This is a genomic window from uncultured Tateyamaria sp. (assembly GCF_947504105.1).
Lineage (GTDB): Bacteria > Pseudomonadota > Alphaproteobacteria > Rhodobacterales > Rhodobacteraceae > Tateyamaria.
In genome coordinates this window covers 83,490-96,184 of sequence record NZ_CANNGP010000005.1, presented here as the reverse complement: position 1 = coordinate 96,184, position 12,695 = coordinate 83,490, and the positions used below count along the sequence as shown (strand labels likewise).

The following is a 12,695-nucleotide window of genomic DNA, read 5'->3' as shown; positions in this document are numbered from 1 at the left end:
CCCTTTTACGCCAGTGCGGCCTGCACGGCGCGCGTAAAGACACCGCACAGCACGTCTGGGTCTTCCAGGCCAACTGAGATGCGGAAGAAACCTTCCGTCATCCCCAATTCTGCACGTTTTTCTGCTGACAGCGCACGATGAGATGACGATGCGGGATGAGAGATCGTTGTGCCCACATCGCCCAATGTCGGAGCAAAGTTTAGTCCTTCGGCGCCACGGGAAAAGGCATTGGCCGCCGCCCGCCCGCCCTCAATCTCGAAACTGACCATGTTGCAATATTGGCCCTTGAGCAGAGCTTCGGCCCGTGCGTGGTCCGGATGGTCGCGCCGGGCTGGGTAGATGACCCGTTTGACACCCGACAATTCAGACAGATATTCGGCCAAGATCGCAGCCGTTGCTTGTGCGCGGTCATAGCGCAGGTCGAAGCTCAGAAGCCCCCGTTCCGCCAGCCAGCAATCAAAGGGGCTGGGTGTCATACCGGTTGTTACCGTGAATACGCGCAAACGATCGTTGATCTCTTTGTCTCTGGCTGCGACATAGCCCAGCATTACGTCGGAATGGCCAGACAGCAGCTTGGTCAAAGAGTGGATGACGATATCCGCGCCGTGATCAAACGCCCTGAAAGCACGGGGGGTGGTGAACGTGTTATCGATGACAAGAAGCACACCCGCCTCTTTCGCAAGAGCGGACAGACCAAGCACATCAGCGACACGCAATGTTGGGTTCGACACAACCTCGACAAGGATCATCTTTGTTTCCGGCCGGAGTGCCGCACGCACTGCACTTGCATCACCTGGATCAACCATTGAGGTCTGAATACCCAAACGGGGCAAATCCTCGGACATCATGCGCAGCGACCGACCATACAACTGGTTGCCGCCAATCACGTGATCACCTGATGTGTGCAACCCCAAAAGCACAGCAGATACTGCCCCCATGCCTGACGAGGTGAGCACACCCATATGCGGTGCATCCTCCATTCGGTCGATGGCCTGGGCCACGACATCTGCGTTCGGGTGCCCTTCACGACTATAGGTATATCCGTGCAGATCGCCGTCATATTGCGCATCCAACATGTCAGGTGTGTCCGAGGCGTAGACGACAGACGGGCTAAGTGGTGTGACAACCGGGCGAGACGCGCTGTCCGGCAATGCCGTGGGCCGAACCAGGGACCCTTTGGAGTTCGAGATCATTCCAGAAATTCCGTGTGGTAGGTCTGAGAACTGTATGCAATATCCACGCTCAACCAACAGGGCCGCGGCAGATACACGGCAATTAGATCCACCAGATCCTTTTGCAACGCGGCCGTGAACGGAGCGTTTCGATGCGGCTTGGCCAGCAGGGCCACGGATGCCTTTAGATGCGTATGATGAAAAGCGGGCGCGGGATAAGCCCTGCCCTTGGTTTCACCGGCCCCATCATCATGGCGTAGGATACAGGCCTCTATATCCGCCAGGATGGCGTTTGCATCGATGTTAAGATCGCCTGAGTAGCTGAGTTCGCAATGCGGCATCAGACCGCCACCTCAATCATCTCATCGCGAAACTTGCGCATATTCTCCTGGTAATGAAGGGCCGAGGCGCGCAACCCTTGGATAGCTTGTTCATCAAGGTCCCGCACGACTTTACCGGGCACTCCCATGACCAGCGATCCATCGGGGATCTCTTTGCCCTCAGTGATCAGGGCCCCTGCCCCTATCAGGCAGTTCTTGCCGATCTTCGCACCGTTCAGAACTGTCGCTCCCATGCCGATCAGGCTGTTTTCCCCAATGGTGCAGCCGTGTAGCATGACCTTGTGACCGATGGTGCAGCCCGGGCCGATCGTCAGTGGGTATCCCAAATCGATATGCATGACACAGTTTTCCTGTACATTGCTTCCCGCCCCAATTCGGATGTCTTCGTGATCTGCGCGGATAGTGCAACCGAACCAGACACTGACCCGGTCTTCGAGGATCACTTTTCCAATCACGTTGGCGTCGGGCGCAACCCATGTATCATCAGCAATTTGTGGGCGGTCGTCACCCAGTGCATAAAGTGTCATGGCAACTCCTCGAACTCGGTTTGAAGCGCGCGTACGTGGTCGGTCAGTTGTGGCTGCTGCGAACGACGTAAACGCGTGGCCGTTATGACGGTTTTCAAGTGGTCCTCGGTCTCGTCCAGATCGTCGTTGACCAACACGTAGTCATACCCGCCCCAGTGACTGATCTCATCCCAGCTTTTTTGCATGCGGCGGGCGATGGTATCTGCATCGTCTTGCGCACGGGTTTCCAGGCGACGGCGTAATTCAGCGATCGACGGCGGCAGGATAAAAATCGACAGGGTGTGCTGTCCTAGAACTGAATTTGTGATCTGTTGCGCACCCTGCCAATCGATGTCGAACAGGACATCACTACCCTTGTTGATCGCGTGTTCTACCGGACCCTTTGGTGAGCCATAGAAATTGCCAAAGACGTGAGCGTGCTCCAGCATTTCGCCATTGGCAACTTGGCCTTTGAACTCGGCTTCGGAAATGAAGCGATAGTGTTCGCCGTCCACCTCACCCGGTCGGGGCTCACGTGTGGTAGCCGATACGGAAAAGGATAAATCTGGATCCCAGTTGCGCAACCGCCGCGCCAGTGTGCTTTTGCCGGCGCCTGAGGGCGAACTGAGTATGATCAAAAGACCACGGCGGGTTTGGGCATCGTTCATCTTGTCATTCCACGTTCTGCACTTGCTCTCGCATCTGATCAATCAGGGCTTTAAGGGCCAGTCCAACAGCCGTCAGATCAGCGTTCTGGGCTTTTGAGCAAAGCGTATTGGCTTCGCGATTGAACTCCTGCATCAGGAAGTCGAGCTTGCGGCCGACGGCTCCGCCGTCGTTCAATAGCGCCCGCGCAGCGCTGACATGTGTATGCAAGCGATCAATCTCTTCCGTTACATCAGATTTGACGGCCAACAAGGCAAGCTCTTGGGCGACACGGTCCGGGTCCGCACCGTCCGTGTTATCCAGAACGCGGGCCAGGTTGCGTTTCAAGTTTGTTGCCACATCGTCTTTGCGTGCCTCTGCCAGATCGGCCGCTTCCACAGTCAGCCTTTCAACTTCGGACAGTTGACCCAACATCACATCGCGCAAGGACGTGCCTTCACGAACACGCATGTCGTCGAACGCATCCAGCAGCACAGGCACTTCTGCCAGCAGAAACGCACGCAACGGTGCCGGGTCGTCCTGTGCCGACCCTGCATCCATAACCCCGCGCATATTTGCAATGTCAGTAGCACGTGAAGGCGCCAGCGACAGACCTTGATCCATTGCCTCGGCTTCGATGGCAAGCAGGTTCTGAACAACGGCACGCATGGTCTCTTCGTTCAGAGATAAACTTACCGCAGCATCCTCACGTGTGATGCGCAGGGACAACGTGACATTGCCCCGTTTCGCACACGCCGTGACCAACGGACGCAGTGCCGTTTCCAATCCGTCGATCCAATCCGGGACGCGCAATCGCACATCCAACCCCTTACCGTTTACACTGCGGATGTCCCACGCCCAGCGAAATGGGGAAGATGCGCCTGTGGCCGCGGCGAAACCAGTCATGGATCGCAAGGCGACGTCTTTGGATGTTTTCGTCATGTTATTGCGTTTAGGGGGTAGTTCACGGCGGGGCAAGCCACTGCCCCTACTCGCGGACGCAAGATCGGGATTAACCACTTGTTAGCTTTCTTCGAGCGGTTTCCTGCAAATTTGATATGCTTTGCATCATTCCCATTGCAATCGGTCCAACGGACCACGTGAGAGTATGTACAGATGGACAAATCAGACCTTACCCCGCACAATGTACGTGCTATGACAGAGTTCCGCGCAGAGACTGGTTTTTCGGCGATTTCGCAGGTTGAGGCCTATTGGGAAGGCTTGCGCGGCACCCGTTTGATGCCCAAACGGTCCGAGATTGACCCGCGCGGTATTGAATCAGCGCTTGAATACACGTTCGTTCTTGAACGGATTGCACCGGGAATGGCACGCATTCGGATTGCAGGCAGCCATCTGGGCGATCTTATGGGCATGGAAGTGCGTGGCATGCCGCTGACATCACTGATCACACCGCCCTGTCGCCGCCAGATCTCTGATGCCATTGAAGATGTCTGCCAACGTCCTGCAATGTGCGAATTGCGCATGAGCGCCGAGACAAACATTTCCAAGCCACAGATGGAGTGCCGTTTGCTGCTGCTGCCACTCAAAAGCGATCTTGGCGATGTAAGCCGGATTCTCGGGTGTTTGGTCGCACAAGGTGACATTGGACAGACACCACGCCGATTCAGCGTGGTTGGTACGCGTATTCGGCCAATTTCGTCGCCGTCTTCGGTACCGGCAACCATTAAACCAGCTCTAGAGCCCGAACCAAAGCGCGCCCGTGTGGATGGTTTTGCTGAAAGCCAGAAACGCTTTGAAGCTTCAACGACCCGGCCCAATGTTCCTTATCTGCGACTGGTCAAGTCGGACGATAACTAGAAAACGAAGTCCCGAGTTCCAGAGATGCGCCGGACGTTTTGTCTGGCGCATCCTTTGTTTGATCAGCTCGCCGCGCGGGCTTTTGCGCGGGTGGCGCGCAATTGCGACAACTCTTCCGCCACAAGGAACGCCAATTCCAGTGATTGCGACGCATTGAGACGCGGATCGCATGCCGTGTGATAGCGGTCGCTCAGGTCTTCTTCCGTCACTGCACGTACACCACCAGTGCATTCAGTAACGTCCTGTCCCGTCATTTCGAAATGGACGCCGCCGGGTACTGTACCTTCGGCAGCATGAACGCCAAAGAATTCACGTACTTCACGCAGGACACTGTCGAACGGACGGGTCTTGTATCCGGTCGAAGACTTGATGGTATTGCCGTGCATCGCATCACAGACCCAAACGACCTCTGCGCCCTCCTCGCGCACGGTGTTGATCAGGCGCGGCAGGTGTTCACCTACAGATCCGGCACCAAATCGGGCGATCAGAGTCAGGCGGCCAGCCTCGTTCTCCGGGTTCAACTTGTTCAGCAACACCTTGAGGTCTTCGGTAGCCATGCTGGGGCCGCATTTCAGACCGACGGGGTTCTGAACACCGCGTGCAAATTCAACATGTGCGCCATCAGGCTGACGCGTGCGGTCTCCGATCCAGATCATGTGACCCGATCCCGCCAGCCATTTGCCGGTGGTTGAGTCGATCCGTGTCAGCGCTTCTTCGTACTCAAGCAGCAGCGACTCATGGCTGGTATAGAATTCGACGGACGAAAATTCATGCGTGGTATCCGCATCAATGCCAGCCGCGGCCATGAAGTCGATAGTGTCCTGAATGCGGGCTGAGATTTCGCGGTACTTTTCCGCCCCTGCCCCATCGGCAAAGCCCAACGTCCACGAATGCACCATATTCATGTCGGCAAAACCACCGGTCGAGAATGCACGCAGCAGGTTCAGCGTGGCCGCTGCCTGAGTGTAGGCCTGCAGCATCTTCCGTGGGTTCGGAATGCGCGCCTCTGGAGTGAAGTCCAGCTCATTGATGATATCACCACGGTAGCTGGGCAATTCCACGCCATCCACCACCTCGGTCGGAGCCGAGCGCGGCTTGGCGAACTGGCCCGCCATGCGACCAAGTTTGATAACCGGAACCTTTGCTCCGTACGTCAGCACCATAGCCATCTGCAACATAACTTTGAAGGTGTCGCGAATGCTATCTGCGCTGAACTGGTCAAATGCCTCGGCACAATCACCGCCCTGCAGCAGAAATGCGTTGCCGCGAGATGCATCGGCGAGATGAGCCTTTAGCCGCCGCGCCTCGCCTGCAAACACCAGGGGAGGATACTTTGCAAGTTGCGCCTCAACCGCGTTCAGTGCCGCAGTATCGGTATAATCGGGCATCTGGATCCGGGGCTTGGCGCGCCAGTCAGACTTTGTCCAATCGCTCATCTTGTCTCTCCGCAAAAGCTGTTAGCGGTCTCATGACCGGGGCCTTCTATACAAAAGCTATGCGGGGGACACCATATCACAAATGCGCCCTCTTGACGTGGCGTTTACACCGTGATCAGGCTGACGAAACCTCCGGGTCAGGACGCCCGGCAATAAGAACAGGACACCTACCGAGATGTCGCTCTCTCGCCCGGCTACAGAGCCTCGCCAAGAAGTCGCCAAACCCAAGCGTTTTGTGTTTGTCCTACTTGATAACTTTACGTTGCTCTGTTTCTCCGCCGCGTTGGAAAGTTTGCGCATTGCCAACCGTATGGCAAACCGCGAACTCTATTCGTGGAAGATCATTGGTGAGGGCGGGGACGTCGCCCAAAGCTCTGCGGGCACAGGGTTCCAATTGGACGGCGATCTGGACGAGTTGACCCGTGATGATGTGGTCATGATCTGTGGCGGCATCGATGTGCAGGCTGCCACGACCAAACGTTTGCTGAGTTGGATGCGCCGCGAAGCGCGCAAAGGTGTTCCGATGGCGGGGCTTTGTACGGCCGCCTACTCCCTTGCGAAGGCGGGGCTGTTGGATGGTAAGAAAGCAACGATTCACTGGGAAAACCAAGACAGCTTTACCGAGGAATTTCAGGAAGTCGAGTTGACGAAGTCTGTTTTTGTCATCGATGAAAAGCGTTTGACCACGGCCGGCGGCACGTCTTCGATCGACCTGATGCTGAAACTGATCGCAGATGACAACGGCGAAGACCTTGCCAACGCCGTAGCGGATCAGTTGATCTATTCATCCATTCGCACAGATCAGGATACACAACGATTGTCCGTACCCACCCGCATCGGGGTTCGGCATCCGAAGTTGAGCCAGGTCATCCAGATCATGGAGCAGAATATAGAGGAACCGATAAGCCCCTCCATCCTTGCCAAGGATGTCGGCATGTCGACCCGACAGCTCGAACGTCTGTTTCGCCGCTACCTGAACCGAAGCCCAAAGCGCTACTACATGGAATTGCGTTTGCAGAAGGCGCGGAACCTGTTGATGCAGACAGACATGAGCGTCATTAACGTGGCATTGGCCTGCGGATTTGCATCACCGTCGCATTTCTCAAAGTGCTATCGAGCGCACTACGATACGACCCCCTATCGCGAACGGGGCACGCACGCAGCACGTCTATCTATCTGATACCCTGCCATGCCCCCCCAGGCTGCGAAAGCTAGTCGGTGCTGCCTCGGAACCCCGTTGCCACAACAAACTTCTCCGAACTGTCGGCGCGCGACGCCGGTGGTTTGACATTGGCGACCTTGTCAAAGCGTTGTTTGAGCAGCTTTTGCAAGCTGCCCTCTGCCCCGCCAGCCAGAACCTTGGCAACAAACGTTCCTCCGTCATCCAGAACGTCAAAGGCAAAGTAGGCTGCTGCCTCGCACAACGAGATAATACGCAAGTGATCAGTTTGTTTGTGACCAGAGGATGCAGCGGCCATGTCCGACATCACCACGTCCGCCTTGCCGCCCAACCATTCCTTTACCTTCAGGTCTGCGTCATCTTCCATGAAGTCCAGCTGGTGCAACTCGCACCCGGCAATCGGTTCCATTTCCTGCAGGTCGACCCCAAGAATGGTGCCGACCGCCTTACCCGATTTTTCACCAAGAGCATTCACGCGTTTCACGGCAAGCTGACACCAGCCGCCGGGCGCCGCGCCCAAATCCACCACACGGGCACCAGGAACCAGAAAACGATACTTGTCATCCAGTTCCATGATTTTGAACGCCGCACGCCCGCGGTAGCCTTCGGCCTGGGCCCTTTTGACATACGGGTCATTCAGTTGCCGTTGAAGCCACCTGGTTGAAGACAGCTTGCGTCCTCGCGCGGTCTTAACCTTGACCTTAAGATCACGTTGGCCGCGTCCGGATGTATTCTTGCCTGTCGGGGTCTTGGCCACGTTGCCACCTTTCAGTTTCATACCGGCGCGCTGCGCACTGTGTTCCGTTTCAAGAGACCGCGAATATAGGGCTCAACACACAGAAATGCATGCCGTGCCTACCATTTTCCGCAATGCGTCTTGCCGATAACATCGATTGACCGGTGGCGCATCTGCTTATTCCAAAGGCCCGCAATCATGCAGACGCTGCCATCGGGCAAAGCTCATTAAGTTTTTCTTCGTTGGACCGACCAGCGTCAAATCCGTTGATCATCCAACACGCCATCCGCGCTCATCTGTGCATAAAGCAAACCCTCGCGCAGACCGCGGTCGGCCACTGACAGACGGTTTGTCGGCCAGCACCGCATCAATGCCTGAAGGATTGCGGCTCCGGACATGATAAGTGCGTGCCGGTCTGACCCAATACGCGGATCAGCACGCCTCCCTCCTGGACCCAAAGCGAGGTAGGAACGGATGACCGTATCGATCTGGTCTGAGGTCATGCGCAGACCGTCTACCTTGGTTCGGTCATACCGTTTCAGACCAAGATGCGAGGCAGCAACTGTCGTGACAGTGCCAGATGTTCCGATGATTTGGAAACGCTCAGTCGGCTCCGTCGCATGATAGGGAGAGAAGTCAGCCAGGTTTTCCTCAAAGAACCAACTCATAAGGGCAAATCGTGCCGCATCATCATCCACGTCGTTGAACTGTTCGCGTAAAGTCGCCACGCCCAAAGGAACACTGATCCAATCCACAACACGTGCTTCGGGCATGTCGGATGCGGCTTGTTTGAAACCGGAATGAAGGCGCATGATTGACTGCGGCCGGTCAGCGCGCGGGACTTGTGACAGGTCCAGCCATACAAGCTCGGTTGATCCTCCGCCGATATCGACCACCAAAAGGTTTTCGGTTTTTGGGCTGACCAGTGGTGCGCAGGATACAACGGCCAGCTGGGCCTCTTCTTCGGGTTTGATGATATCCAGTCGCAAACCGGTTTCGTGCTGGACACGCTGAACAAAATCCTTTGCATTCAGCGCTCTGCGGCAGGCTTCGGTTGCGACAAGACGCATTCGCTTAACCTTGTGACGCTTCAGTTTCTGCTGGCAAATCCGCATGGCCTGTACGGTCCGTGACATGGACCCGCGCGACAGCTTTCCCGACTTCTCCAGACCGAGGCCGAGTTGCACAGATTTCGAGAAACTGTCCACAACCTGAAACCCCGCGCCCTTCGGCTCGGCTATCAACATGCGACAACTATTTGTACCCAGATCAAGCGCGGCGTAAAGCTCGGGCGATCCTGGGGCACGCGGAACGGGCTTGGCCCCCTGTCGGGAGCCTTTAGTCTTTGTCGCGCCCGAACCTTGGGGACGCTTTGGCGCCATCTTCTGCGCCTTTCATAACGGGTTGAGCCGACGATATGTCCTGTGACGTGATCGCGCAAGTGGCTTGATCAGGCCACCGCGTGTACGTGTCTGCGCTCAAATGGATTGTCAAAAAAAGGAGCAATATGAGTGTATTCGTCCTCAAGAAGGACCCGCAAAACGCGCTGCGTTTGAACGGAAAGATCGCCCAGATGAAGGTGCCGGTCGCTCGAATTGAAGTGGGGGATGACAACGTCGCGTCCTGTGTGGGCACTAAGCTCCGCGCCCAGATCAGCCATTTCGTTGGTACGAAAGACGCTATTGTAGGCTGACCAATCTGTTCCGGTGAACAACGCGGTTGGCAGGGTATGATGCTTGATATCCGATGACGTCGCGATATAGGCGCTCAGGTTCTGAAAAAAGTAGTCGGGATCTGGCTCAGTAGGCAAATGCACCCTGCCCCGTCTGATCTTGCGGCAATGGCTAAGAATACCCAGCCCCTCAACACGATTTGTATAAACAGCAAGCAGCCGTTTGAGAGGATCGCGCACGACAGTGAAACGATAATGATTTTCCAGAAAATCCCATCTGTGCCTGCGAAACCGCATAGTGGGATAGATGGCATGCACTTGTTTTTGCCCAAGTGTTTCAGCAAGGTCATGTGCTTGCAGTGGATCAAGCGCAGCAAGTGCCGCCTTGACGGACGAACACGCAGCCTTTGGCACAGCCATATAGGCCAGCCGATGGGAATCGACTCGAATAACCATTATTTCCTACCCGACATTTTTTGTCTTGTTTGCGCCATTTTACCCAAGCGACGGCCCAGCCAAACAGGCATAAAATCGAAAATGCAGCGCTGTTGCAAATCAGAGTCAGTGAGTGCGAAGTCGCAACGGTGGTTTCCTTTGTCGAAAATGAGCCGCAGACACCCTAGATCGTCGCGTAATTAGGGCGAAAGCCATGCGGAGGAATCACATGCCTGATGTCACAATCGTCTACTGGCGCGACATCCCTGCCCAAGTGATCGTGGGCAAGGGGCGGCGTGGCTCCAAACGTCAGCTTGAGGAGCGGTTTGAGCAAGCTATCGATAGAGCTGCAATGAAGGTCAACGCCAAGGATGCCGACGCTTATCTGGCCGAATGGCGCAAGGCTGAACCATACACCGTCGATGGCGATCCAGCAGAAGTGGCGGAAAGCGAAGCTGTTCGGCTTGAAACGGAATACGACCAAGCGCGCATCAAGGCGCTGATTGACAACGAGGGATGGGCGTAACGCCCAAACACAGGGAGGTGCCGCAATGGCATTGCTGAACTTCAAACGTGACGACGGTCCAGTGGCCGGTGCCCTCTCGCCAGAGGTAGAGACGTTTCTTCAGGGGTATTCCATCGAAGTGATGCCGCGCACATCCCAGAAGGTAGATGATTTTCGCGCCATACTGCCCGCAGGCACACGCGTCTACATTGCCCACATCGAAGGGACACCGATCGAAGACATGGTGGCCACAGCCAAGCGCTTGAATGCCGAAGGCTTTCCCGTCATGCCACACTTCCCCGCGCGCATCATCAAGGATCAGACAACACTGAACGATTGGATCGCCCGGTATCAGGGTGAGGCAAATGTCGATCAAGCGCTGCTGTTGGCGGGCGGTGTCGATCAACCCCATGGTGATTTCCACAGCTCGATGCAGTTGATGGAAAGCGGTGCCTTTGACAAGGCAGGTTTCAAGCGCCTGCATGTGGCAGGACACCCCGAAGGCAACAAGGATATTGATCCTGACGGTGGAATGAAAGCCGTCGACGAAGCTCTTGCTTGGAAACAAAAATTTTCTGAACGTACCGACGCAGAAATGGCCATTGCCACACAGTTCGCCTTCGAGGCCGGCCCGATTATAAAATGGGCTGACAGCCTCGGGGCTGCCGGTGTTGACCTGCCCATTCATATAGGGATCGCGGGCCCCGCCAAGCTGCAAACCATGATCAAGTTTGCGATCGCTTGCGGCGTAGGGCCATCGCTGCGCGTGTTGCAACGCCGAGCCAAGGATGTGACCAAACTGTTGCTGCCGTTTGAGCCTAACGAAGTCGTGTCGGAGCTTGCCTCACACAAGGCTGCGAACCCCGGCTTCAACATCACTCACGTGCATTTCTTCCCCCTTGGCGGGATCAAGGCCAATGCCAATTGGGCGATTGAAAACGGAGGCTCTTCGGCTATTCCAGCTGCTGTAGGCTAACTTCACTCATAACCGTCCTGAAAAGGTTTCAAGCCAGAGCCTCTCGCGCATCAGCTTCGCGCGCGTTAGGTGTCTTTCCCAGTCGGCGGGATGTCGTTTTGACCTGCGCAGCAATGCGGGAATCGGATCAACACTCCGCAAAACCCAACGTACAAAGGCCGCGCCCATGACCCGCACTGTTGTCGAATCCAAAACCAAGACCGCATTGATCGGCTTTGATCAACCCTTCTGCGTGATTGGTGAACGGATCAATCCTACGGGCCGCAAGATCTTGAACGAAGAGCTGGAGCGAGGAGATTTCTCGCGCGTCGAAGCCGATGCGGTGGCGCAGGTCGCGGCAGGCGCAACCGTGCTTGATATCAACTCGGGCGCTGTTTTCTCGAACAAGATGGCCGAAGACCCGCGCTATGCCGACAACAATTTTGTCGAGCCGGAGCTGATGAAGCAGTTGGTTCAGCACGTTCAGGCCGTGACCGACTGCCCGCTCTGCATCGACAGTTCAGTGCCCGGTGCATTGGAGAACGGCCTGGCCGCTGCCGAAGGTCGCCCGCTTCTGAACTCCGTGACTGGAGAAGAGGAACGACTGGACCTCGTTCTGCCTCTGGTCAAGAAGTACAACGTGCCGGTCGTGGCCATCTCGAATGACGATACGGGTATTTCCGAAGATCCGGATGTCCGTTTTGCCGTCGCCAAGAAGATAGTAGAGCGCGCAGCGGATTTTGGTATTCCGGCCCATGACATTGTCGTCGACCCGCTGGTCATGCCCATAGGTGCAATGGGCACTGCTGGCTTGCAAGTCTTCACGCTCGTACGCCGCTTGCGGGAAGAGCTGGGTGTCAACACAACGTGTGGGGCATCGAATATTTCGTTCGGCTTGCCCAACCGGCATGGCATCAACAACGCCTTTCTTCCCATGGCCATGGGCGCTGGCATGACGTCCGCCATCATGAACCCTGTTGCGCTTCCCGTTGGCCCCAGCAAAATTGCCGAAAAGCGGGCCGAGGTCGAAGCTGCAGGCATTGTTCTGCCACAAGGAATGGATGATGAAGCATTCGTGCAGATGTTTGGCATCGGATCCACGAAACCGCGGGCTGGCAAAGAGATGGAGGCCATACGTGCGGCCAACTTTCTGACCAACAATGACGAAGGTGGTGGTGCATGGATCCAGTTCAACCGTGTCGCCCCAAAGGCCGGTGAAGAAGGACGCGGGCGCGGCGGCCGGGCGGGCGGACGGCGACGCGGCTGACTTCAAGACACTGACAAACAATGAAAC

General features: G+C 56.2%; 14 protein-coding genes. 5 read left to right on the top strand and 9 right to left on the bottom strand.

From position 1 onward, the window contains the following. Window positions 1–5: 5 nt before the first annotated feature. Genes Q1A75_RS05135 through Q1A75_RS05115 form a run of 5 tightly spaced genes read right to left on the bottom strand, consistent with a single transcriptional unit; the run spans window position 6 to window position 3,606 of the window. Window positions 6–1,193, bottom strand: a complete 1,188-nt coding sequence (locus Q1A75_RS05135) for an aminotransferase class I/II-fold pyridoxal phosphate-dependent enzyme (protein ID WP_299591874.1) — start codon at window positions 1,191–1,193, stop codon at window positions 6–8. Then, window positions 1,190–1,513, bottom strand: a complete 324-nt coding sequence (locus Q1A75_RS05130) for a hypothetical protein (protein WP_299591872.1) — start codon at window positions 1,511–1,513, stop codon at window positions 1,190–1,192. Before Q1A75_RS05130 ends, Q1A75_RS05135 begins: the two co-directional genes overlap by 4 nt. Beyond that, window positions 1,513–2,040 (bottom strand): gamma carbonic anhydrase family protein, encoded by a 528-nt coding sequence (locus tag Q1A75_RS05125; RefSeq protein ID WP_299591870.1) that lies wholly within the window; start codon window positions 2,038–2,040, stop codon window positions 1,513–1,515. Before Q1A75_RS05125 ends, Q1A75_RS05130 begins: the two co-directional genes overlap by 1 nt. Then, window positions 2,037–2,687: a guanylate kinase gene (gmk, locus tag Q1A75_RS05120; RefSeq protein ID WP_299591868.1), complete on the bottom strand. Its 651-nt coding sequence runs from the start codon at window positions 2,685–2,687 to the stop codon at window positions 2,037–2,039. The genes Q1A75_RS05125 and gmk overlap by 4 nt, the downstream gene beginning before the upstream one ends. A 4-nt stretch (window positions 2,688–2,691) precedes the next feature. Further along, window positions 2,692–3,606, bottom strand: a complete 915-nt coding sequence (locus tag Q1A75_RS05115; protein WP_299591865.1) for a YicC/YloC family endoribonuclease — start codon at window positions 3,604–3,606, stop codon at window positions 2,692–2,694. A gap of 213 nt (window positions 3,607–3,819) precedes the next feature. Here Q1A75_RS05115 and Q1A75_RS05110 point away from each other — a divergent pair, with 213 nt between their 5' ends. Continuing rightward, window positions 3,820–4,482, top strand: coding sequence for a PAS domain-containing protein (locus tag Q1A75_RS05110; RefSeq protein ID WP_299639091.1), 663 nt, complete (start codon window positions 3,820–3,822; stop codon window positions 4,480–4,482). 62 nt (window positions 4,483–4,544) lie between these two features. Here the strand turns inward: Q1A75_RS05110 and Q1A75_RS05105 are convergent, their stop codons facing one another. After that, on the bottom strand, window positions 4,545–5,918 hold the full coding sequence (locus Q1A75_RS05105; RefSeq protein WP_299591861.1) for a class II 3-deoxy-7-phosphoheptulonate synthase: 1,374 nt from the start codon (window positions 5,916–5,918) through the stop codon (window positions 4,545–4,547). Between the two features lie 175 nt (window positions 5,919–6,093). On the opposite strand from Q1A75_RS05105, the gene Q1A75_RS05100 reads away from it, so the two are divergent. Beyond that, window positions 6,094–7,098 carry a GlxA family transcriptional regulator gene (locus tag Q1A75_RS05100; RefSeq protein WP_299591859.1) on the top strand — a complete coding sequence of 335 codons (1,005 nt, stop codon included), beginning with the start codon at window positions 6,094–6,096 and terminating at the stop codon, window positions 7,096–7,098. 31 nt (window positions 7,099–7,129) lie between these two features. Here the strand turns inward: Q1A75_RS05100 and Q1A75_RS05095 are convergent, their stop codons facing one another. The 3 genes from Q1A75_RS05095 to Q1A75_RS05085 form a co-directional block, all read right to left on the bottom strand. Then, the gene (locus tag Q1A75_RS05095) at window positions 7,130–7,855 is read right to left on the bottom strand and encodes an RlmE family RNA methyltransferase (RefSeq protein ID WP_299591903.1); all 726 of its coding nucleotides are present in this window, start codon (window positions 7,853–7,855) and stop codon (window positions 7,130–7,132) included. 236 nt (window positions 7,856–8,091) lie between these two features. After that, on the bottom strand, window positions 8,092–9,216 hold the full coding sequence (locus tag Q1A75_RS05090; protein WP_299551146.1) for a Ppx/GppA phosphatase family protein: 1,125 nt from the start codon (window positions 9,214–9,216) through the stop codon (window positions 8,092–8,094). 68 nt (window positions 9,217–9,284) lie between these two features. Then, entirely contained in the window at window positions 9,285–9,962 is a 678-nt protein-coding gene (locus Q1A75_RS05085; protein WP_299551149.1) for a sulfotransferase family 2 domain-containing protein, read from the bottom strand. A 208-nt stretch (window positions 9,963–10,170) separates the two neighbouring features. Between Q1A75_RS05085 and Q1A75_RS05080 the strand changes: the two genes are divergently transcribed. The 3 genes from Q1A75_RS05080 (at window position 10,171) to Q1A75_RS05070 (ending at window position 12,668) form a co-directional block, all read left to right on the top strand. Next, complete coding sequence (locus Q1A75_RS05080; RefSeq protein WP_299551151.1) at window positions 10,171–10,467, top strand: virulence factor; 297 nt, start codon at window positions 10,171–10,173, stop codon at window positions 10,465–10,467. Window positions 10,468–10,492: 25 nt separating this feature from the next. Then, window positions 10,493–11,422, top strand: a complete 930-nt coding sequence (locus tag Q1A75_RS05075; RefSeq protein ID WP_299551154.1) for a methylenetetrahydrofolate reductase — start codon at window positions 10,493–10,495, stop codon at window positions 11,420–11,422. 166 nt (window positions 11,423–11,588) lie between these two features. Then, window positions 11,589–12,668, top strand: a complete 1,080-nt coding sequence (locus Q1A75_RS05070) for a methyltetrahydrofolate cobalamin methyltransferase (RefSeq protein WP_299551157.1) — start codon at window positions 11,589–11,591, stop codon at window positions 12,666–12,668. Window positions 12,669–12,695 lie beyond the last annotated feature (27 nt).

Coding starts and splice junctions, on each gene's coding strand:
- Q1A75_RS05135 (WP_299591874.1), bottom strand. CDS start 1,193: ATGATCTCGAACTCCAAAGGGTCCCTGGTTCGGCCCACGGCATTGCCG.
- Q1A75_RS05130 (WP_299591872.1), bottom strand. CDS start 1,513: ATGCCGCATTGCGAACTCAGCTACTCAGGCGATCTTAACATCGATGCA.
- Q1A75_RS05125 (WP_299591870.1), bottom strand. CDS start 2,040: ATGACACTTTATGCACTGGGTGACGACCGCCCACAAATTGCTGATGAT.
- gmk (WP_299591868.1), bottom strand. CDS start 2,687: ATGAACGATGCCCAAACCCGCCGTGGTCTTTTGATCATACTCAGTTCG.
- Q1A75_RS05115 (WP_299591865.1), bottom strand. CDS start 3,606: ATGACGAAAACATCCAAAGACGTCGCCTTGCGATCCATGACTGGTTTC.
- Q1A75_RS05110 (WP_299639091.1), top strand. CDS start 3,820: ATGACAGAGTTCCGCGCAGAGACTGGTTTTTCGGCGATTTCGCAGGTT.
- Q1A75_RS05105 (WP_299591861.1), bottom strand. CDS start 5,918: ATGAGCGATTGGACAAAGTCTGACTGGCGCGCCAAGCCCCGGATCCAG.
- Q1A75_RS05100 (WP_299591859.1), top strand. CDS start 6,094: ATGTCGCTCTCTCGCCCGGCTACAGAGCCTCGCCAAGAAGTCGCCAAA.
- Q1A75_RS05090 (WP_299551146.1), bottom strand. CDS start 9,216: ATGGCGCCAAAGCGTCCCCAAGGTTCGGGCGCGACAAAGACTAAAGGC.
- Q1A75_RS05085 (WP_299551149.1), bottom strand. CDS start 9,962: ATGGTTATTCGAGTCGATTCCCATCGGCTGGCCTATATGGCTGTGCCA.
- Q1A75_RS05080 (WP_299551151.1), top strand. CDS start 10,171: ATGCCTGATGTCACAATCGTCTACTGGCGCGACATCCCTGCCCAAGTG.
- Q1A75_RS05075 (WP_299551154.1), top strand. CDS start 10,493: ATGGCATTGCTGAACTTCAAACGTGACGACGGTCCAGTGGCCGGTGCC.
- Q1A75_RS05070 (WP_299551157.1), top strand. CDS start 11,589: ATGACCCGCACTGTTGTCGAATCCAAAACCAAGACCGCATTGATCGGC.